The sequence below is a fragment of the Ferrovibrio sp. genome (genome assembly GCF_019636075.1).
GTDB lineage: Bacteria > Pseudomonadota > Alphaproteobacteria > Ferrovibrionales > Ferrovibrionaceae > Ferrovibrio.
The window spans coordinates 91,750-110,512 of record NZ_JAHBYG010000005.1 but is presented as its reverse complement, the minus strand read 5'-3'; the positions used below and the strand labels follow the sequence as shown (position 1 = coordinate 110,512).

Here is an 18,763-nt window from a genome sequence, read left to right as displayed (position 1 = left end):
TGATGGCTGCAGAACTGAATGGCAAGATTGCGATTGTTACCGGTGCTGGCTCTGGTATTGGCCAGGCGATCACGCGCCTATTCTGTGCCGAAGGCGCCTGGGTGTTGGCGGTAGACCGCGATGCCAAAGGACTGGCAGAAACCCTGGGGCAATGCCCGCCCGGACAATTTAGCGAATTGGTTGGCGATGTAACCGACGCAGCTTTGCCCGATGCAATCCGTAAGGCTTTGCCCGGTCCGTTGGATATCCTGATCAATAATGCCGGCGTGGGTGCGGGCGGCATGATCGAAGCGACCAGCGACGATGATCTTCGCCGGTTTTTCGAGATCAATGTGGTCGGCTTGTTCCGTCTCGCGCGTATGGGCGTGGAACTAATGAAAAAGCGTGGCGGCAGCATCGTTAATCTCGCCTCGATCTTTGCCGAGATCGGTGCTACATCGTCGGCGGCTTACAGCGCATCCAAGGGTGCGGTGGCCTCGCTCACACGTCAGATGGCCACCGATTACGGCCCGATTGGCATTCGCGTGAATTCTTTGGGGCCGGGCCTGATCGAAACACCGCTCACCCGAGATCGTATTCGCGATCAGGCCTGGCGCCGCACCATTTTCATCGATCAGGCGCCGCTGCGTCGTGTTGGCCAACCCGAGGATGTGGCCAATGCAGCGCTGTTTCTGGCCAGTGATCGCTCGGCTTTCATCACAGGCGAATTGCTGCGGGTGGATGGCGGCTGGGCTATGGGGCGTTATCCGCGCGAGACGATCTGATGTCAGACGAATATGATGTTGTTGTCGTTGGCTCCGGTGCCGGCGGCATGGCCGCTGCTATCACCAGTGCGGCTGAAGGCTTGAAAGTTGTCGTGTTGGAAAAGGCCGCTGTTATCGGCGGTTCGACAGCTGTCTCCGGCGGCGCGGTTTGGGTGCCCAACACCCATTATGCCAAGGCGATGGGCATCCAGGATAGCGAAGAGGCCGTGATGGCCTACCTGTCCGCGGTGTTGGGTAATGCTCTGCGGCCCGATATGATGCGCGCCTATTTGCGCCGGGGCCCGGAGGCGATCGAATTTTTCGACCGCAACAGCGAAGTGAAGCTGGCGGCGCGTGCCTATTCGCCGGATTATTATCCGGAGCTGGAAGGGGCGGGCAAGGCCGGTCGACCGATGGATCCCGAGCCTTATGATGGCCGTTTACTGGGTGAGGATTTCAAGCGCCTGCGCGATCCATTGAAAGAATTCACCGTGCTGGGCGGCATGATGGTGAATGTGGTGGATGTGAAACATCTGCTCAAGGTCACCAAGTCATTCGCATCCTGGAAGCACGGCATGAAGCTGGTGCTGGCTTATTTTAGGGACCGCGCCAGCGGTCATGCCAGAGGCACGCGTTTGTTGATGGGCAATGCGCTTGCAGCCAGATTGCTGAAAAGTGCGCGCGATAGGGGCGTCGATATCCGCACCCAGGCGGAAGTTGTGGGCCTGCTGCGTGATGGCGGCCGTGTTGTGGGCGTGCAGGCCAGGATCAATGGCAAGCAAACGGATTTGAAAGCCCGCCATGGCGTGGTGCTTGCCACCGGCGGTTTTCCCTGGGATGCCACGTTGCGCGCCGAGCGTTTCCCAAAGGGCAGCGGCTTGTGGTCGATGGCGCCGCGCGACAATACCGGCGATGGTATTCGCATGGCCCGCCAGATCGGCGCGGATTTCATGGATGCACCTGCGGATGCCGGCCTTTGGGCGCCGGTTTCGCTATGGAAAAAGCCCGATGGCAGCGAAGTGCGCTTCCCGCATCTGATCTGGGATCGCGCCAAGCCTGGGCTTATGGCGGTGAATTCCGCCGGTCGGCGTTTCGTGAATGAAGGCACCAGCTATCATGAATTCGTGCGTGCCATGTATCGGTCGCATGAAAGCGTACCCAGCATTCCGTCCTATCTGATCTGCGACCGCGCCTTTATAGATGTATGGGGCCTCGGACTGGTCTTGCCGGGCAAGCGACCGCGCGGACATTTGATCCGCGATGGCTACCTAGTGGAGGCGCAGAGTATCCCAGAGTTGGCGGCCAAGCTGCAGATCGATCCGGCAACGCTTGCTGAAAGCGTGGCGCGATTCAACAAGTCTGCTGAAGTCGGTGAGGATGCCGAGTTCGGCAAGGGTAGTTCGGAATACAATCGCTATTACGGCGATCCTGAGAAAACCGAAGGGCATCCAAACCTCGGCCCCATCAATGCGGCGCCATTCTATGCCGTACGGGTTTATCCCGGCGATATCGGCACGGCCTCGGGATTGCGCACGGATGCGGATGCCCGCGTATTGGATGCTGGCGGACAGCCGATTGCAGGGCTTTATGCCTGCGGCAACGACATGGCCTCGGTGATGGGTGGGCATTATCCCGGCGCGGGTATCACGCTCGGGCCGGCGCTTACCTTCGGGTATTGCGCAGGCAAGGCTATCGTTGCCAGCGCATCACGCTAGCGCAAAGCCGATCGTTGCATTCACCAGCACGTCCACGCTGTCCACGGCCGGCAGGCCATCGGGCACGGCATCGGCGATGATGGAGAATTCGCTGCATCCGACCAGCATGGTGCCGGCGCCGCGCCGGTGCAATTCACGGCAGGCATCGGCGAATATCTCGCGCGCTCCGGCATCTGTGCTGGAGGCCTTGATGGCACGGATAGCGGCAAGGATCCGGTCCTGATCCTCAGGATACAGGCTGCGCAGCCCAAGTGCGGCAAAGGCCTTGTCGTATATGCCGGTGATCTTGATCGCCGGCGAGGCCAGGATGCCAACCGGTTTGCCGGCGCCGGCTGTGTTGAGGATTTGCCGGGCGGTGAGTTCCACCATGTTCAGCAGTGGGATCCGCACGGCGGCCTGAATCTCAGCAGCATAATTATGCGCCGTATTGCAGGGCATGGCCAAGGCCTGTGCGCCCTGGGCTTCCAGTCCGCGCGCCATGGCGGCCAGGGTTGGTACGGGGTCTTCCCCCTGGCCTTCGATCAGCCTTTTGATGCGCGATGGTATCTGCGTGTTGTTGTCCACGATCATCGGGATATGGTCGGCATCATCCCGCGCCTTGGTGTGCTGAATCACACGGGCCATGAACATCACCGTGGCTTCCGGGCCCATGCCGCCCAGCACGCCGATCTTGCGTGGCGCGGTCATTGTTTCAGCCCAGTTTCCATGAACGATCATAATCGAAAGCGTTGAGATAGCCGAACAGGCCGGCGGCGCCGCCGGTGTGAATGAACACCACGCGTTCGCCCTTGCGGAAATGCCCTTTGCGGATCAGATCGATCAGTCCGGCAGCACCTTTGCCGGTATAAACCGGATCGAGCAGAATGGCTTCCAGCCGGGCAAACATCTCGATGGCTTCGATGGTATCCGGCCCGGGAATGCCATAACCCTTGCCTACATAGTCGCTATTGGCCACCACATCGGTGCGCTGCACCGCATCGGGAATGCCCAGCTTCTGTGCCGCGGCCTGCGCCAGTTTGAACACAGTCTCTTCCTGCTTTTCCTTCGGTGCGCGCACGCCGATGCCCAGCAGCGGAATCTGGGCATTCAAGGCTTTCAAACCCACCACCAGGCCGGCCTGGGTGCCGGCGCTGCCGGTGGCATGCACGATATGATCGATCTTCAAGCTGCGTTCATTGGCCTGATGCAGCAATTCCAAGGCGCAGTTGGCATAGCCCAAAGCGCCGGTGGGATTCGAGCCACCGCCCGGAATGGTGTAGACCTTCAAGCCCTTGGCGCGTTCGCGCTCGGCCACGGCTTCCATCTCGGCATTCATGTCCAGCCCCGGGCCGCGTTTTTCGGCGCTGGCGCCATGCATGAAGTCCAGCAGCACATTGCCGTTGAAATTATAATTCTCGTCGTTGGAGCCGGTGCGGTCTTCCAGCAGGATGTGGCAGCGCATGCCAAGCTTGGCGGCAAAGGCGCTGGTCTGGCGCGCATGGTTGGATTGCGTGGCGCCCTGGGTCATCACCAGATCGGCGCCTTGCTGCTGTGCCTCGGCCATCAGGAATTCCAGCTTGCGGGTTTTGTTGCCGCCGGTGGAAAGCCCGGTGCAATCATCCCGTTTGATCCAGATTTCCGGTCCGCCGAGGGCCTCCGACAGTCTTTTCAGCGGCTCTAGAGGGGTGGGCAGATGGGCGAGGTGAATCCGGGGAAAGCGGGCCAGATGCATCAGGGGTTTCCTCAAAGGTTTTATCGGCGGAATGTTGGAACAAATTCGGCGGTGCTGTAAACGCATTCCATGGCGGGGCGAGCGAATTTCCGCGCCGGCCCTTGCTTGCCGCCGCCTGGCCGGAGAGGATGCGCCATGTTTCATGCCGAAGGAAGCAGCATGCGCGCGATATTTGTGGATGCCAACGAAACCCTGGCCCTGGTGATGGAGCGGCTGCGTGGCGCCGATGCGCCTTATGTGGCTGTGAACCGCCAACCCGATGTCACGCCGCCGGAATTGCCTGCCTTGCTGGGTGATGCCGAGATCGCCATCATCGACCATACGGCGTTGCCAACCGATATCGCGCGGCAATGCAAGGGGCTCAAGCATGTGGTGTTTCTAGGCACCGGTGCGCGCAGCTACATGAATCCCGAGGAATTGGCCGCGCTTGGCATCGCAGTGCATATCATCAAGGGCTATGGTGATACTGCCGTGGCGGAATGCGCCATTGCCCTCATGTGGGCGGCTGCCAAGGATATCGCCTATATGGATCGTGGTATGCGCGACGGCAAATGGCTGCGCCGCGATGGTTTGCAACTCACCGGAAAAACCATCGGCCTGATCGGCTATGGCGGCATTGCTGCCGAAGTGGCGCGCATCGCTACCGGCAGCGGCATGCGCGTGTTGGCATGGAACCGCAGCCCGAAAAACGATCCGAATGCAAACTTTGTGGGGCTGGACGAATTATTGGCGCAAAGCCATGTCGTGTCGCTGCATCTGCTGCTGAACGACGATACCCGCAATTTCCTTTCGGCGGCGCGTATCGCGCAGATGCGGCCTGGCGCCATCCTGATCAACACCGCGCGCGGTGCGCTGGTGGATGAAGCTGCCATGGTGGCCGCCTTGCAATCGGGCCATATCGCCCATGCCGGGCTGGATGTCTTTATCACCGAACCGCTGCCTGCTGACCATGCTTTCAGCCGGCTGCCTAACGTTACGCTTTCAGCGCATTCCGCCTTCCGCACGCCGGAAGCCAGCGACAATCTGATCAACGCTGCCCTGGAGCATTGCCGCCGCATTCGCGCCGAGGGGCGCTAAGCGGCGGGTCATGGGCTTAACTGCGGCCGGAAAATAGCCGGCCGAACATGGCGCGGATCGCCAGCCAAAGCAGGGAGAAACCGGAAATCGGTTTCGCTTGTGGCGGCGGCGGTGCAACAACCGTGGCGCTCGGTGCTGCGGCTTCGCCTGAAGCAGCCATTCCGGCCGATTGAGCAGGTGCCGCAGCCGGCATCTGTTCGATTTCCTTGCGCAGCGATTGCACGAACTGGCCGATCAACTGATCCGCAATGGTTTGAATCATACCGCTGCTGCGCCCATATTGCGCCACCATGCCCGAAAGCGTGAGGTCTGTGCGCACGAAAACCTTCGATCCGGCCGCAGTAGGCTCCAGGCGGAAGGCAACATTGGCATTGGCGCCGCCGCGCCCCTTGGAATCGCTGCCGTTGGCCTTGATGTTTGCCGTATGCGCTGCGTCGTTGATATCGAGCAATTGCGCCGTGCCGTTGAAAGACAGCGTGATCGGCCCCAGCTTCACCGAAACCTTGCCTTTGTAGCGGTTGTCGCCCAGCACTTCGGTCAATTCCGCACCCGGCATGCATGGTGCGATGCGCGGCACATCCAGCAGCACCTTCCAGGCCTGATCCGGCGGCAACGGCACTTCAAAGCTATTCTCGAACTCCATACTCACTCCTCCTGAGGCGCGCTGCCGGGAACGATACCCTTCGGCAGGCTGGCGGCATGCTCGGCGATCTGGCCCGGTGTGGTAACCCAGACCTTTCTGGCGAAATCACGATGGTTGAAAATATAATTTAGCGCCTGGCGCAACTGCGTCAGGCGGAATGGCTGGCCAACGCAGAATGTGTGCAGGGCGATGCCGAAAACCAGCGGCTGCCGCTCCGAAAGCGCCAGCATCGTATCGAATTGATCGATAATCATCTGGCGGAAATCGGTGGCCGGCTGAGCGCGGGTCAGCATGATCGGGCTATCGTTGATTTCGATCGGATAGGGCACTGAAAGCAGTGGACCCGAGCGCGTGCGCATCCAGAAGGGTTGATCGTCGGCCGGCCAATCCATCAAATAGCGATAGCCGGCTTCCTTCAATGTATCCGGCGTCTCCATGGTTTCGGCGATCCAGGGGCCCATCCAGCCATAGGGTCGTTTGCCGCAGGTGCGTTCCAAGGTTTCGGTGGCGGCGCGGATCATCGCGGCTTCGGTCGCCACGTCCATGTCTGATTGGCGTTCCGAATTGGTGTAGCCATGGCCCACCACTTCATCGCCGCGTTGCCGGATGCGCTCAGGGATTTGCGGGCAATGCTCTGCCGCCGATGCATTCAACAGATGGCACAGCGGCAACTTGAATTCTTCAGCCAGATCGAAAATGCGCCAGATGCCCACGCGCAAACCATAGTCGCGCCAGGCGAAATTGCGCGGATCCGGCGGCGGACCCAGCGAAGTAGGCGTATGCCCCAGGCCTTCGCCGAAAGAGAAATGCTCCACATTCAGCGCCACATAGAAGGCAAGGCGCTTGCCATCCGGCCAATCGTAATTCTGCCGCTGCGTGATGGGCGAGTATTCATAACGGCCATGGGTTTTTATTTGCACGGTAGGTCGCTTCCTGACGTGAGATATCTTCGGCTCCGCGGCTGGATTTTCGGCCTGCTTGCGGGGGCATGGCGAGGGCTGAATATTACGTCGTCGACATGACGCATTGCCACAATTTCAGCGGCTTTTATTGCTTTTGCCGGCACCGAACGCCGCATGCAATCCTTGGTCTTTTCGGCGCGGAGCCGCACAATTCATTAGGGTGGTCGATGTCAGTCCTTGGTGAATAGCATGCGAATGCGCGTGGAGCCGGCGGTGCGGATATGCTCTCGTGCGGCCCGCTCGGCTTCTTCGGGCTTGCGCTGTGATATCCATTTTACGATCTCGGCATGCTCATCCCAGGCCACCGGCATGCGGCCGGGATGGCTGAAGGTGGTGGTGCTCAGCAGCGCCAGCGCATCCTGCAGGATATTGAGGGCCTTCAGCAGATATACATTATGGGCCGTGGCGCTGATGGCTTTGTGCAATTGGATGTTATGCCGCGCCGCTTCGTCGGGGGTTTTGATGCTGGCCTGTTCGGCGATCAGTTCGTTGAGATACTGGATTTCGAGATCGGATGCCTGCAGCGCAGCAAAGCGCGCTGCGGCGCCTTCCAGGATTTCGCGCATCGCGTATAGCTCCATCACGCGGCCGCGGTCCAGTTGCGCCACGGCAAAGCCGCGCGGTTGGGTGAAGGCCACCAGGCCATCGGCTTCCAGCCGCTTGAGCGCTTCGCGGATCGGCGTGCGGCTGACATTGAGCTGCTCAGCCAGTTCAACCTCGCGCAGGCGGTCGCCGGAGCGCAGGCTGCGCTTTTGAATCCGCTCCCGCAATTCCTGATAGACGAACTCGCCGCGTGCTGCCGTCAGCCCGCCTGTGGCAGGTTTGGCAGTAACGGTCTTTTTCCGTGAGCCGGTTGTTTTCACGCCTGGTTCCCAATGTATCGCTTCGTATACTAGCGTATACTTGGTTCGAATCTAAGCGGATAGCCGGGCCGGGGCAAATTTTTATTGTGCTTTGCCAGAGTTTTCGTGCAGGCATGCCGGGCGTTGGCCAATATACAGGCCGTGGCATTGGCCTGCATTGCATTATATAGTTCCGATCAAACATTTGGTTGAGCGTTGGTCGGGGGCGGTGTCCATGGTATCGGCAAAGCCGACAGTGTCGGCAAAACCGGCGGGGGCGGTAAAATCCGGCAGGAAGCCTGCGGCGGAGCGCAGCGAGATGAGCAGCCGCGACCTGTTGTTGGCGGCGGCCCATGAGGAATTCGCCAGCCGTGGCTATGAAGGCGCCCGCGTGGATGCCATCGCCAAGAAGGCTGGTGTCAACAAGCAGCTGGTTTATCACCATTTTGGCAACAAGGAAGACCTTTACGGCAAAGTGCTGGAAAGCGCGTATGACGGCATTCGCGAGCGGGAGCGTCGACTCGACCTGGCGCGGCTGCGGCCACAGACGGCGATGCGGCGCCTGATCGAGACCAGCTTCGATTATCTTGCGGAAAATCGGGATTTTGTCGCTCTGCTGACCGACGAAAACCTGCATAAAGGCAAGCATATGAAGCGAATCGTGGACATCCAGCGGATGAACACGCCGCTGCTGGGCACGCTGGATGGCATCCTGCGCCGGGGCGCGGCCGAAGGGGTTTTCCGTAAGGGGCTGGACCCATTGCAGGTCTATGTCTCGATTGCCGGCATGGGCTTTTTCTATTTCAATAATATCTACACACTTTCAGCCATTTTCGGCCAGAATCTCGATAGCCAGGAGGCTATCGCCAGCCGCCGCCGCCATGTGGTGGATATGCTGATGCACGCCTTGCGGCCCTGAAGCCTGGCAAAAAAATCTGCCGAGCCGGTTCCTCCTCTGCAATCCAGTCCCAGCGTTTCTTTCTTGACAGGTTCCTAATCGCGGTGTTCAAATCAACCAACTGGTTGATCAGGGCCTTGATGTTGCATCGCGGCCGTTGGGCGCCAGCAGCGGGGGATCATGCAAAACGCCATTGAATGGTTGATGGCAACCGAGGTGTTGCAAGCCTATCGTGCGGGCGATCTGTCGCCTGTGGAAGTGGCGCAGGCGACCTTGCGGCGTGCCGAAGCCCTGCAGCCCAGCCTGAATGCTTTCTGTCTGCTCGACCCCGAAAACGCCCTGGCGCAAGCCAAGGCTTCCGAAGCGCGTTGGCGCAAAGGCCAGCCGCTCGGCTTGCTGGATGGCGTGCCGGTTTCGATCAAGGATATCATCCTCACCAAGGGCTGGCCCACCTTGCGCGGCTCCAAGGCGATCAACCCGGATCAACCCTGGACCGAGGACGGCCCGGCCGTAGCGCGTCTGCGCGAACACGGCGCGGTGATTTTCGGCAAGACCACCACCAGCGAATTCGCGGCCAAGCCCACCACCAACACAGCCTTGTGCGGCATTACCCGCAACCCCTGGAACACGGCGCGTACCCCAGGCGGCAGCAGCGGCGGTGCGGCGGCCAGCGTGGCGGCGGGCGTGTCGGCACTGGCTTTGGGCACAGATGCCGGTGGTTCCATACGCATGCCGGCGAATTTCTGCGGCATTTTCGGCTTCAAGCCGGGCGGCGGCCGGGTGGCGATGTATCCGCCTACGCCCTATGCCACTTTTGCCGGATTCGGGCCGATGACGCGTAGCGTAACCGATGCCGCGTTGATGCTCAGCGTGATTGCCGCGCCGGATCCGCGCGATTGGGAATCGTTGCCTGCGGAAGCGCAGCCTTATCATGAAGGCCTCAAGGCCGATCCCCGGCAATGGCGTATCGCCTGGTGCCCCAGTTTCTGGGGCGTGAAAGTGGATGCGGAAGTGGCGGCCCTCACCGAAAAGGCCGCGCAAGTGTTTGCCGCGCTGGGCGCCAAGGTCGAGCTTGTCGAACAGGTTTGCGAAGATTCGCGGCCGCTGCATGGTCAGTTGATGCGCGGCCTCACCGAATATGCCTTCCAGCGTTTCACGCCCGAGCAACTGGCGGTGATGGATCCCGATCTGGTGCGCAATATCGAGCAGAGCCGCAATGTGCCGGCCGTGGATTTGCTGGATGCCGAAATGCGGCGCGTGCAATTCGCCCGTCAGCTCAACGAATTCCATCAGAGCTACGATCTGCTGCTGACGCCGGTTACGTGTGTTGCCGCTTTCGATGCCGCACGTGATTGGCCAGAGGGCTATCAGCCGCGCGAGTGGTATCCCTTCACGGCGCCATTCAATATCACGCGCCAGCCGGCGGCCAGCGTGCCTTGCGGTTTCACCTCCGAGGGTCTGCCGGTCGGCCTGCATATCGTTGGCCCGCGCCATCGCGATCTGCAGGTGCTGCAAGCCGCTTTTGCCTTCGAGCAGGCCGCGCCATGGTCGGCGCGCCGGCCGCCGCTTGATCTCAAATTCGCATAAGGGAGCGTTCGACCCCATGAAGCAGGAAAAAGCCTCGGCCATGCAGGCAGCCATCGGTTGGCCCGCCACCATTGTCGATAACGAAACTTTGGAAGAGGTCTTGTCGCGGCCCGATATCGTCTTGCAGCAGCAATTGCAGAAGCTGGATGGCGATATCATGGTGTTGGGCGTGGGCGGCAAGATGGGGCCGTCGCTCGCGCATATGGCCAAACGTGCGGCTCCGGAAAAGCGCGTGATCGGCGTGGCCCGATTCAGCGAAGCCGGCTTGCGCGAGCAATTGCAAAGCTGGGGCATCGAAACCATCGCCTGCGACCTGACCGATCGCGCGGCGCTGGAAGCCCTGCCGAAAGCGAAGAATATCGTTTTCATGGCGGGTATGAAATTCGGCTCCGGCGGTGATCTGCCTGCCACCTGGGCGCTGAACACCTATCTGCCTGGCCTTGTGGCGGAAACTTTCGTTCAATCGCGCATCGTGGCGTTTTCCACCGGCTGCGTTTATCCCTTTGTGGGGTTGGACCAGATCGGCGCCACCGAAGACATGCCGCTCACGCCGCCAGGGGAATACGCCAATTCCTGTGTGGGCCGCGAAAGGCTGTTTCAGCATTTTTCCGCGCGCCACGGCACGCCAGGCAAGCTGATCCGCCTGAATTATGCCATCGATCTGCGGTATGGCGTGCTTTACGATATCGCCGTGAAGGTGCGCGATGGCCAGCCGGTGGATCTCACGACGGGCCATGTGAATGTGATCTGGCAGGGCGATTCCAATCGCTACGCCTTGCTTGCGCTGGCCCATGCCACGGCACCCACAACGCCGATCAATATCAGCGGCCCGGAAACCCTGGCGGTGCGCTGGCTGGCCGAGGAATTCGGCAAGCGGCTTGGCAAGGAGGTTGGCTTCACGGGCAGCCCGGCGCCCACCGCTTGGCTGAACAATGCCGCCGAAGCCATGCGGCAATTCGGCTATCCGCTGGTGCCGTTGAAATTAATGCTGGATTGGGTGGCCGATTGGGTGGCCGCCAATCGCCCCGGCCTGAACAAGCCCACCAAATTCGAGAATCGTGATGGCGCCTACTGAAGCCATTGTCCGTATCGCTCTGACCGAGGCGCATGTGCCAGCCGCACAGCGCCTGTCGGACGAGGCGCAATGGAATCAGGTTGCAGCCGATTGGCGCATGATGGTGCGTCACGGCCATGCCATTGGCATTGTTACGCAAGGCAATGATGCAGGCGACGCTTTGGTAAGTTCCGCGCTGGCCATGCCGTTCGGGCCTACGGTGGCCTGGATCAGCATGGTGCTGGTCAGCGCCAGCCAGCGCCGCAAGGGATTGGCCAGCAGGCTGATGGCCGATTGCATCGCCTGGCTTTCCGCACGCGGCAACGAGGCGGCTCTGGATGCCACGGCGGCCGGTGCGCAGGTTTATCGTCCGCTGGGATTTGAAACCGTGCGGCGGATGACGCGCTGGCAGCATACCGGCAACTCCGCCGTTGCGTCGGGTGCCGGGTTGCGCAATCTGACTGTCGATGACCTGACCTGGATAACGCCATTGGATGGTGTTGTGTTCGGTGCGCCGCGCGATTTCGTGCTACGCGATTTGCTGATGCGTGGCGATCGGCCGGCCCTCGGCCTGCCGGGGCAGGATGGTTTTGTGTTGGCGCGTTCCGGCCGCAATGCCACGTCGATCGGCCCGCTTCTGGCGCCCGATGCGGAGGCGGCGATCCGTTTGTTGCATGGCATGCTGGCGCGGATCGATGGTCCGGTTTTCATCGACATATTCGACGATCAATCCGCCATGGTGGCTGAGATGCAACGGTTGGGCTTTCAACGGCAACGGGATTTCGAGCGCATGGTGCGCGGCAATACCAAACATTTTGGCGACCCGGCGCGGTATTTTGCCGCCGCTGGTCCGGAACTGGGCTGAGGCGGCTTATGGCAAAGCATTGGAGCGATATCCCGGAGGCAGTGCTGACGCTGTTGCGTCAAGGCACCATCATCCCGGCGCATCCCCTGGCATTGGATGAAAAGCGCCAGTTCGATCCTGTGCGGATGAGCGCTCTCAGCCGTTATTACGTGGATGCTGGCGCTGGCGGCCTGGCCGTTGGCGTGCATACCACGCAATTCGCTATCCGTGAGGTCGGGCTTTACGAGCCTGTGCTGAAACTGAGCGCTGAAACCGCGGCTGCCTGGACCGATAGGCCATTGGTGCGGATTGCCGGCCTGGCCGGGCGTACCGAACAGGCCTGCCGCGAGGCGCAGATAGCGCATGGCCTGGAATATCATGCTGGCCTGCTCAGCCTGGCTGCCATGAAAGGCGCCAGCGAGGATGAATTGATCGAACATTGCACGGCGGTCTCCCGGCAGATGCCGCTGGTGGGCTTTTATCTACAGCCTTCGGTGGGCGGCATTCGTCTTTCTTTCGATTTCTGGCGCCGTTTTGCCAGCATTGAAAATGTAGTGGCGATCAAGATGGCTCCGTTCAATCGCTATGCCACGCTGGATGTGGTGCGTGGCGTGCTGGCAGCGAAGGCGGAAGATCGCGTCACGCTCTATACCGGCAATGATGATCATATCGTGGCCGATCTGGTGAATCCCTATCGGTTGATGCGCGACGGCAAGCCGGTAACCCTGCGTATCAAAGGCGGTTTGCTCGGCCATTGGTCGGTATGGGTGCAGGCAGCAGCAAGGCTGCTCAAGCGATGCCAGGAAGAGGCCGCAAAGCCGGCCGTGAGCGCCGATCTGTTGGCACTGGATTCCCAGGTGACCGATTGCAACAGCGCGCTGTTCGATGTGGCCCATGCTTTCCATGGCTGTATCGCCGGTTGCCACGAAATACTGCACCGCCAGGGCCTGCTCAAAGGCATCTGGTGTCTCGATCCCAATGAAGGCCTGAGCCCCGGCCAGGCCGAGGAGTTGACCCGGGTGAGCCTAGCTTATCCGCATCTCACCGACGACGCCTTTGTTGCAGCCAATCTGCAGCGCTGGCTGAGCGGCGACCGCAACACCGCCCTGCGCGAGGAGGCAGCTTGATGAAACGCGTGAAATGGGTTCTCGAACGCCTGCCGGCGCTGTCGTTATTCGCACTGCTTCTGGTGCTGTGGCAGTTCGCCGTGTCGGTGCTGGAGGTCCGTGAATATCTTCTGCCCAGCCCGGCCCAGGTTTATGCCGCGCTGACCGGCGACGATATTCCCTGGAGCCGCCATATCTGGGTGACGGCGGTGGAAATCTTCGGCGCCTTCACCATCGCTGCCGTAGCCGGCGTGTTGCTCGGCACCATGATTGCCTGGTCGCCGCTGATCTCGCGTGCGCTGCTGCCCTTCCTGGTTTTCGTCAACACCTTGCCGAAGGTGGCGATTGCGCCGCTTTTCCTGATCTGGATGGGCTATGGCATCCTGCCGAATATGCTGATCGGCGCACTGATCGGCTTTTTCCCAGTGGTGATCAACACAGCCGTGGGCCTTTCGCAGATCGAATCCGATCTGATCGATCTCGGTCGTGTGTTCAATGCGCCGAAATGGAAGGTCTTTGCCAAAATACGCATTCCAAATGCGTATCCTTATATCCTCAGCGCGCTGAAGATCACCGCCACATCTGCGGTGGTGGGCGCCATCGTAGGGGAATTCGTCGCCTCGCAACGCGGCCTCGGCTATGTGATCATCGCCACCCAGAGCAGCATGAACACATCGGTGGCGTTCGCCGCGCTGTTCTGGATTTCCATCACCGGCCTGATCGTGTTCGGCATCGTGGCGATGCTGACGCGCATTCTCACGCCCTGGGCCAACAATCCGGACCATCAGTGATTTGAGTAAAACGCAAACATTCTGACAGGAGGTTCCAAATGAAACGGCGTAAAATCTTGCTTGGTGCTCTGCTTTCGGCTTCGTTCGCTCTCATGGGCGGTCAGGCCGCGCAGGCACAGGAAAAGTTCTTGTTCGCTCTCAACTGGTTCCCAGTGGGCGACCATGCGGCTTATTGGGTGGCGCTGGATAAGGGCTATTACAGCCAGCGTGGCCTGGATGTCACGCTCGAGAATTCCAAGGGTTCGGGTGATTCGATTGCCAAGGTGGATACCGGCCGTGCGGATGCCGGCCTGGCCGATGCCGCCGTGGTGATTGCCGCCGTGTCGCGCGGTGCCAAGATCAAGACCGTGGGCATGATCTTCGACAAGACCCCGCTGAACGTGTTCAGCCGCCAGGATACCCCGATCCGCAAGCCCAAGGATCTGGAAGGCCGCACCATTGCCGCGCCTCCGGGCGACAGCCAGCGCCAGGTCTGGCCGGCCTTCGCCAAGCTGCATGGCGTGGATGTCAACAAGGTTACCTGGGTGAATATCGAACCCACTGCTAAAATTGCCGCCGTAAGCGAGAAACGCGTGGATGCCGTGGCCGATTATCTCACCGGCTTGCCGAATTACGACAAGGCGATGGGCGGCCCCGGCACGGCTGTGACCATGCCCTGGGCGGATTTCGGCTTCGACATGTATTCCATGTCGATCATGGCCAGCGAAAAGACCATGAAGGAGCGCGGTAAGGCCCTGAAGGCTTTCCTTGAAGCTTCCTATATGGGGTGGCGCGATGTGATGGCCGATCCTGAAGGCGCGGTGGCGATCTTCAAGAAGCGCGTGCCGGAAATCGATGTGCCTTATGTTTCGGCGAACATGAAGCTGGGCCTCACCCTGATGAATTCCACCACCTATCGTGAGAATGGCATCGGCTACATGGATTCCAAGAAGATGTGCAACTCGGTCGACTTGGTGAACACCTATATGGGTCTGTCCAAGAAGGTCGGTTGCGACGATGTCTACAGCAACGAGTTCCTGACCAAGGTGGCCGTTCCGGCCAGCTTCAAGTGATGCGTGCCGACACGGTCGAGAGGAGGATCCGTTTTGAGTGACCAGGTGATACAGCTCGATCGTGTCGGCATGATTTATCAGGCCGATAGTGGCCCCGTGGAGGCGCTGAGCGATATTTCGCTCAGCGTCAAGCGCGGCGAATTCGTGGCGCTGGTGGGGCCTTCCGGCTGCGGAAAATCCACTTTGTTGCGTATCATTGCCGGGTTGCGTCCGGCCACGCGCGGCAGCGTGGTGGTGAATGGCCAGCAGGTGACCAAACCCATTGATGCGGTCGGCATGGTGTTTCAGGCCTCGGTGCTGCTGAAATGGCGCAGCATTCTGGATAACGTGCTGCTGCCGGCCGAGCTTGCCGGGCTCAATCCCAAGAAATACCACGACCGGGCCTACGACCTTTTGCGCCTCACCGGCTTGCAGGATTTTGCGCAGAAGCGGCCCAACGAACTCTCCGGCGGCATGCAGCAGCGCGCTTCGCTCTGCCGTGCGTTGCTGCTCGATCCGCCTCTGCTGTTGATGGATGAGCCCTTCGGCGCGCTGGACGCCATGACGCGCGACGATATGAATCTGGAATTGCTGCGGGTCTGGGGCGAAAGCTCGGAAACCCGCAAGACCATCATCTTCGTTACCCATTCCATCCAGGAAGCGGTGTTCATGGCGGATCGTGTGGTGGTGATGTCGGCGCGGCCCGGTCGCATTGCCGAAATCAAGCCGATCGATCTGCCGCGTCCGCGCACCGTACAAGTGCGGGCCACTGCCGAGGCCGGCCAGCTTTCGCTGGAAATCTTCGAGAAGCTTACCGGCCGCAAGACGATGTGAGGCCCGGTGAAGCTGGCGCTCTGCAATGAAGTGATCGCTCAGGATCGCGGTCTGCGGCGGGATTTTGCCGCGCAGGCCGCGTTGGCTGCAAGTCTGGGCTATCAGGGCCTCGAAGTGGCGCCCTTTACGCTGGATGAAGCGCCGCATCTGCTGCCGCCATCGCGTCTCGCCGAATATCGCCGCATGGCCGAGGATGTTGGCATGCGTATTTCCGGCCTGCATTGGCTGCTGGTAAAGCCCGATGGGCTCTCGCTTACAGCGTCCGATCCCGTTACGCGTGGCAAGACGCGCGATGTTATGCTGCGGCTGGTGGATATGTGCGCAGCGCTGGGCGGCGATGTGCTGGTGCATGGCTCGCCGGCACAGCGGCGTTTGCCCGAGTATAGCGTTGAGGCGGCACGTGACCATGCGCAGGAGATTTTTGCGGCGGTTGCCGAACAGGCGCGTCAGGCAGGCGTGATATATTGCCTGGAGCCATTGGCCGCGCCGCTGGCGAATTATATCAATACCCTGGAAGAAGCCGGCCGGATCGTTGCTGTCATCGGCAATCCGGCCCTGCGCAGCATGATAGATTGTCTTGCTGCACGGCAGATGGAAACGCTGCCGCTGCCGGATTTGATTGACCGTCATCTGCCCAGCGGGCTGATTGCGCATATCCAGGTGAACGACAGCAACAAGCGCGGCCCGGGCCAGGGCGATGATGATTTCGCTCCGTTGATTGCCGCGTTGAAACGCCATGGCTATACCGGCTGGATTGCGGTGGAGCCGTTTGAATATGTTCCCGATGGTCTGGGCTGCGCGGCGCGCAGCATCGGCTATCTGCATGGATTGATGGAGGCAACAGCATGACCAGGAATGCTCCGAGGATTACCGTGCTGGCCGTTGAGGCTTTCGAGCGCGCTTTTGCATTGCGCATGCCTTTCCGCTTCGGCGGCGTTACCAACACCCATGGCCGGCAGGCGGTGGTTCGGCTGCGCATCCGCATGGCCGATGGCCGTGAAGGCTGGGGCTATGCTTCAGAATCGCTTGGAGGCAAATGGTTCGATAAGAATCCGGCGTTGAGCGATCAGCAGGGTCTGGACCAGTTGCGCTTGTCGCTCAAGCTTGCAACGGAAGCCTATCTGGCCAGCGGGCCCAACACGCCGTTCGGTTTCTTTGCCGATCATTATGCTGGTCAGGTGGCGGCCTGTGCCCAACGCGGCCTGCTGCCGCTGGTTTCCAGTTATGGCCCAGCCTTGCTGGATCGCGGCATCCTCGATGCTATTTTGCGCCTGGAAGGCCTCAGTTTTTACACAGCGATGCGTGCCAACCTGCCGGGTTTGCGGCCTCATGCCATTATTCCGGATATGTCCGGTTTCGATTTCGATGCATTCCTGGCGGGCTTGCAGCCTGCGCCCAGCATGGATGCGCGCCATACCGTGGGGCTGGTCGATCCGCTGGTAGCTGCCGATCAAACGCCGTCTGATCGAGTGAATGATGGTCTGCCGGAAACTCTGGAAGAGGTGATTGCGGCCTATGGCCATCGCTATTTCAAACTGAAGATCGGCGGCAATCGGGCGGCCGATATCGAGCGCCTGTCGCGAATCGCCACTGTGCTTGATCGCTTGGATGGGCCATATTTCGCCACTATCGACGGCAACGAGCAGTATGAGAATGCAGAAGCGGCGCTGGATTTTTGGCGTGCCATGGAAGCCGAACCGGCTTTGCAGCGGCTGCGTGAGTCGACGCTGTTCGTAGAGCAGCCGATCATGCGCCAGACCGCGCTTGGCACGCCGGTGGAAAGCTTCACGGCGGTGAAGCCTCTGATCATCGATGAGTCCGATGGCGAGATCGATTCCTTCGTGCGTGCCAAGGCCATGGGTTATAACGGCGTATCATCGAAGGTCTGCAAAGGCTTCTACAAGTCGGTAATCAATCGCGCCCGTTGCCAGCTTTGGAATGCCGAGCAATCAGCCAAGCATTATTTCATGTCGGCGGAAGATCTTACCGTGCATGCCGGTTTGTCTCTGCAGCAGGATCTGGTGTTGGTCAATCTGCTTGGGCTTGGCCATGTGGAGCGCAACGGCCACCATTTCGTGGATGGTTTCTGCGAGCGCCCGGCTAGCGAGGCCGATGCCTTCTTGGCTGCACATCCCGATCTTTATCGTCGGCATGGCGGCAAGGTACGGTTGCGCATAGAAGGTGGCAAGCTGCAAATGGCGTCGCTGGATTGTGTGGGATTCGGTGCGGTGCCGACGCCGGATTTCGGCCAACTCGAACCGATGATCTATCCTTAGGCGACGCGCAGATCGCCCGATTGCAGCCGGCCTACGCCGGCGGCGGCAAGTTCATCGGATAGCGCCGCGTTGCCCGGATCGGGCCGCGAACGCGAGGCATCATCGATGATGAAAGCGGGAAAGCCGGCTTTGCGGGCATCCAGTGCCGAGAAGCGCACGCAGCCATAAAGCGCCAAGCCGGCCAGGAAAACCCGCTCGAAGCCTCGGCTGCGCAGATAGCCGGCCAGGCCGGTGGTGGTGGTTTTGTCATTCTCCACGAAGGCGGAGAAGGAATCGATATCGCGGCGAAAGCCCTTGCGGATGATCAGTTCGGTATTGGGTAGATCGAGCGCCGGATGCATTTCCGCACCCCAACTGTTCACCATGCAATGATCGGCAAACACCTTTTGGTCGCCATAGGCTACCTTCACCATGTCTCCCGGCTTGGCTCCGGCATGGCTGCTGGCGAAGGAAATGTGGCCTTGCGGATGCCAATCCTGCGTCAACACAACATGGCGAAAAAGCCGCCCCACCCGATTCAGTACCGGCACAATGGCTTCCGCGTCGGGTATCGCCAGGCTGCCGGTGCAGAAGTCGTTTTGCACATCCACGACAACGAGAATGTCGGTTTCGGTGATGGCAATCGGGGTGGGGCTGCTCATCATGCTTA

Annotated in this window: 19 protein-coding genes; 13 read left to right on the top strand and 6 right to left on the bottom strand. The window is 60.4% G+C overall.

Features of this window, described 5'->3' with window-relative positions; translation table 11 throughout:
* The first annotated feature begins 2 nt into the window (after positions 1-2).
* A complete protein-coding gene (locus KF827_RS04065) occupies positions 3-764 on the top strand; it encodes an SDR family oxidoreductase (protein WP_291000547.1) in 762 nt (253 codons plus the stop codon).
* Positions 764-2,458, top strand: coding sequence for an FAD-dependent oxidoreductase (locus KF827_RS04060; protein WP_291000544.1), 1,695 nt, complete (start codon positions 764-766; stop codon positions 2,456-2,458). Before KF827_RS04065 ends, KF827_RS04060 begins: the two co-directional genes overlap by 1 nt.
* Here the strand turns inward: KF827_RS04060 and KF827_RS04055 are convergent.
* Together KF827_RS04055 and KF827_RS04050 are read right to left on the bottom strand one after the other, a co-directional pair.
* Positions 2,450-3,145 carry an amino acid racemase gene (locus KF827_RS04055; RefSeq protein WP_291000541.1) on the bottom strand — a complete coding sequence of 232 codons (696 nt, stop codon included), beginning with the start codon at positions 3,143-3,145 and terminating at the stop codon, positions 2,450-2,452. The two genes, KF827_RS04060 and KF827_RS04055, sit on opposite strands and share 9 nt — an antisense overlap.
* Positions 3,146-3,149: 4 nt before the next feature.
* On the bottom strand, positions 3,150-4,169 hold the full coding sequence (locus KF827_RS04050; RefSeq protein WP_291000537.1) for a D-cysteine desulfhydrase: 1,020 nt from the start codon (positions 4,167-4,169) through the stop codon (positions 3,150-3,152).
* A 159-nt stretch (positions 4,170-4,328) separates the two neighbouring features.
* On the opposite strand from KF827_RS04050, the gene KF827_RS04045 reads away from it, so the two are divergent.
* Positions 4,329-5,246 (top strand): NAD(P)-dependent oxidoreductase, encoded by a 918-nt coding sequence (locus KF827_RS04045; protein WP_291000534.1) that lies wholly within the window; start codon positions 4,329-4,331, stop codon positions 5,244-5,246.
* A gap of 16 nt (positions 5,247-5,262) precedes the next feature.
* On the opposite strand, the gene KF827_RS04040 is transcribed toward KF827_RS04045, so the two are convergent.
* From KF827_RS04040 to KF827_RS04030, 3 genes are all read right to left on the bottom strand, one after another.
* Positions 5,263-5,889, bottom strand: coding sequence for an SRPBCC family protein (locus KF827_RS04040; RefSeq protein WP_291000532.1), 627 nt, complete (start codon positions 5,887-5,889; stop codon positions 5,263-5,265).
* 2 nt (positions 5,890-5,891) lie between these two features.
* Positions 5,892-6,809 carry a polysaccharide deacetylase family protein gene (locus tag KF827_RS04035; protein WP_291000529.1) on the bottom strand — a complete coding sequence of 306 codons (918 nt, stop codon included), beginning with the start codon at positions 6,807-6,809 and terminating at the stop codon, positions 5,892-5,894.
* A 212-nt stretch (positions 6,810-7,021) separates the two neighbouring features.
* Positions 7,022-7,714 (bottom strand): GntR family transcriptional regulator, encoded by a 693-nt coding sequence (locus tag KF827_RS04030; RefSeq protein ID WP_291000526.1) that lies wholly within the window; start codon positions 7,712-7,714, stop codon positions 7,022-7,024.
* A 298-nt stretch (positions 7,715-8,012) separates the two neighbouring features.
* On the opposite strand from KF827_RS04030, the gene KF827_RS04025 reads away from it, so the two are divergent.
* The 10 genes from KF827_RS04025 (at position 8,013) to KF827_RS03980 (ending at position 18,114) form a co-directional block, all read left to right on the top strand.
* Positions 8,013-8,612, top strand: coding sequence for a TetR/AcrR family transcriptional regulator (locus tag KF827_RS04025; protein WP_291000523.1), 600 nt, complete (start codon positions 8,013-8,015; stop codon positions 8,610-8,612).
* A gap of 159 nt (positions 8,613-8,771) precedes the next feature.
* Positions 8,772-10,178: an amidase gene (locus KF827_RS04020; protein WP_291000520.1), complete on the top strand. Its 1,407-nt coding sequence runs from the start codon at positions 8,772-8,774 to the stop codon at positions 10,176-10,178.
* 16 nt (positions 10,179-10,194) lie between these two features.
* The gene (locus tag KF827_RS04015) at positions 10,195-11,253 is read left to right on the top strand and encodes an NAD(P)-dependent oxidoreductase (RefSeq protein WP_291000518.1); all 1,059 of its coding nucleotides are present in this window, start codon (positions 10,195-10,197) and stop codon (positions 11,251-11,253) included.
* Complete coding sequence (locus KF827_RS04010) at positions 11,240-12,097, top strand: GNAT family N-acetyltransferase (RefSeq protein WP_291000515.1); 858 nt, start codon at positions 11,240-11,242, stop codon at positions 12,095-12,097. Before KF827_RS04015 ends, KF827_RS04010 begins: the two co-directional genes overlap by 14 nt.
* An 8-nt stretch (positions 12,098-12,105) precedes the next feature.
* Positions 12,106-13,203 carry a dihydrodipicolinate synthase family protein gene (locus KF827_RS04005; protein WP_291000512.1) on the top strand — a complete coding sequence of 366 codons (1,098 nt, stop codon included), beginning with the start codon at positions 12,106-12,108 and terminating at the stop codon, positions 13,201-13,203.
* Positions 13,203-13,973, top strand: a complete 771-nt coding sequence (locus KF827_RS04000; protein ID WP_291000509.1) for an ABC transporter permease — start codon at positions 13,203-13,205, stop codon at positions 13,971-13,973. Before KF827_RS04005 ends, KF827_RS04000 begins: the two co-directional genes overlap by 1 nt.
* A gap of 38 nt (positions 13,974-14,011) precedes the next feature.
* Complete coding sequence (locus KF827_RS03995) at positions 14,012-15,025, top strand: ABC transporter substrate-binding protein (protein ID WP_291000505.1); 1,014 nt, start codon at positions 14,012-14,014, stop codon at positions 15,023-15,025.
* 33 nt (positions 15,026-15,058) lie between these two features.
* Positions 15,059-15,838: an ABC transporter ATP-binding protein gene (locus KF827_RS03990; RefSeq protein WP_291000502.1), complete on the top strand. Its 780-nt coding sequence runs from the start codon at positions 15,059-15,061 to the stop codon at positions 15,836-15,838.
* A gap of 6 nt (positions 15,839-15,844) precedes the next feature.
* Entirely contained in the window at positions 15,845-16,687 is an 843-nt protein-coding gene (locus KF827_RS03985; protein WP_291000499.1) for a sugar phosphate isomerase/epimerase family protein, read from the top strand.
* On the top strand, positions 16,684-18,114 hold the full coding sequence (locus KF827_RS03980) for a mandelate racemase (RefSeq protein ID WP_291000496.1): 1,431 nt from the start codon (positions 16,684-16,686) through the stop codon (positions 18,112-18,114). Before KF827_RS03985 ends, KF827_RS03980 begins: the two co-directional genes overlap by 4 nt.
* Here the strand turns inward: KF827_RS03980 and KF827_RS03975 are convergent.
* Positions 18,111-18,758, bottom strand: a complete 648-nt coding sequence (locus KF827_RS03975) for a nicotinamidase (protein WP_291000493.1) — start codon at positions 18,756-18,758, stop codon at positions 18,111-18,113. The two genes, KF827_RS03980 and KF827_RS03975, sit on opposite strands and share 4 nt — an antisense overlap.
* Between the last annotated feature and the right edge of the window lie 5 nt (positions 18,759-18,763).

Bases quoted from the DNA above. Each gene is read 5' to 3' on its own strand.
- KF827_RS04005 (WP_291000512.1), top strand. From the start codon at position 12,106: ATGGCAAAGCATTGGAGCGATATCCCGGAGGCAGTGCTGACGCTGTTG.
- KF827_RS04000 (WP_291000509.1), top strand. From the start codon at position 13,203: ATGAAACGCGTGAAATGGGTTCTCGAACGCCTGCCGGCGCTGTCGTTA.
- KF827_RS04050 (WP_291000537.1), bottom strand. From the start codon at position 4,169: ATGCATCTGGCCCGCTTTCCCCGGATTCACCTCGCCCATCTGCCCACC.
- KF827_RS04020 (WP_291000520.1), top strand. From the start codon at position 8,772: ATGCAAAACGCCATTGAATGGTTGATGGCAACCGAGGTGTTGCAAGCC.
- KF827_RS04025 (WP_291000523.1), top strand. From the start codon at position 8,013: ATGAGCAGCCGCGACCTGTTGTTGGCGGCGGCCCATGAGGAATTCGCC.
- KF827_RS03995 (WP_291000505.1), top strand. From the start codon at position 14,012: ATGAAACGGCGTAAAATCTTGCTTGGTGCTCTGCTTTCGGCTTCGTTC.
- KF827_RS04055 (WP_291000541.1), bottom strand. From the start codon at position 3,145: ATGACCGCGCCACGCAAGATCGGCGTGCTGGGCGGCATGGGCCCGGAA.
- KF827_RS04060 (WP_291000544.1), top strand. From the start codon at position 764: ATGTCAGACGAATATGATGTTGTTGTCGTTGGCTCCGGTGCCGGCGGC.
- KF827_RS03975 (WP_291000493.1), bottom strand. From the start codon at position 18,758: ATGATGAGCAGCCCCACCCCGATTGCCATCACCGAAACCGACATTCTC.
- KF827_RS04040 (WP_291000532.1), bottom strand. From the start codon at position 5,889: ATGGAGTTCGAGAATAGCTTTGAAGTGCCGTTGCCGCCGGATCAGGCC.
- KF827_RS03980 (WP_291000496.1), top strand. From the start codon at position 16,684: ATGACCAGGAATGCTCCGAGGATTACCGTGCTGGCCGTTGAGGCTTTC.
- KF827_RS04045 (WP_291000534.1), top strand. From the start codon at position 4,329: ATGCGCGCGATATTTGTGGATGCCAACGAAACCCTGGCCCTGGTGATG.
- KF827_RS04065 (WP_291000547.1), top strand. From the start codon at position 3: ATGGCTGCAGAACTGAATGGCAAGATTGCGATTGTTACCGGTGCTGGC.
- KF827_RS04015 (WP_291000518.1), top strand. From the start codon at position 10,195: ATGAAGCAGGAAAAAGCCTCGGCCATGCAGGCAGCCATCGGTTGGCCC.
- KF827_RS04010 (WP_291000515.1), top strand. From the start codon at position 11,240: ATGGCGCCTACTGAAGCCATTGTCCGTATCGCTCTGACCGAGGCGCAT.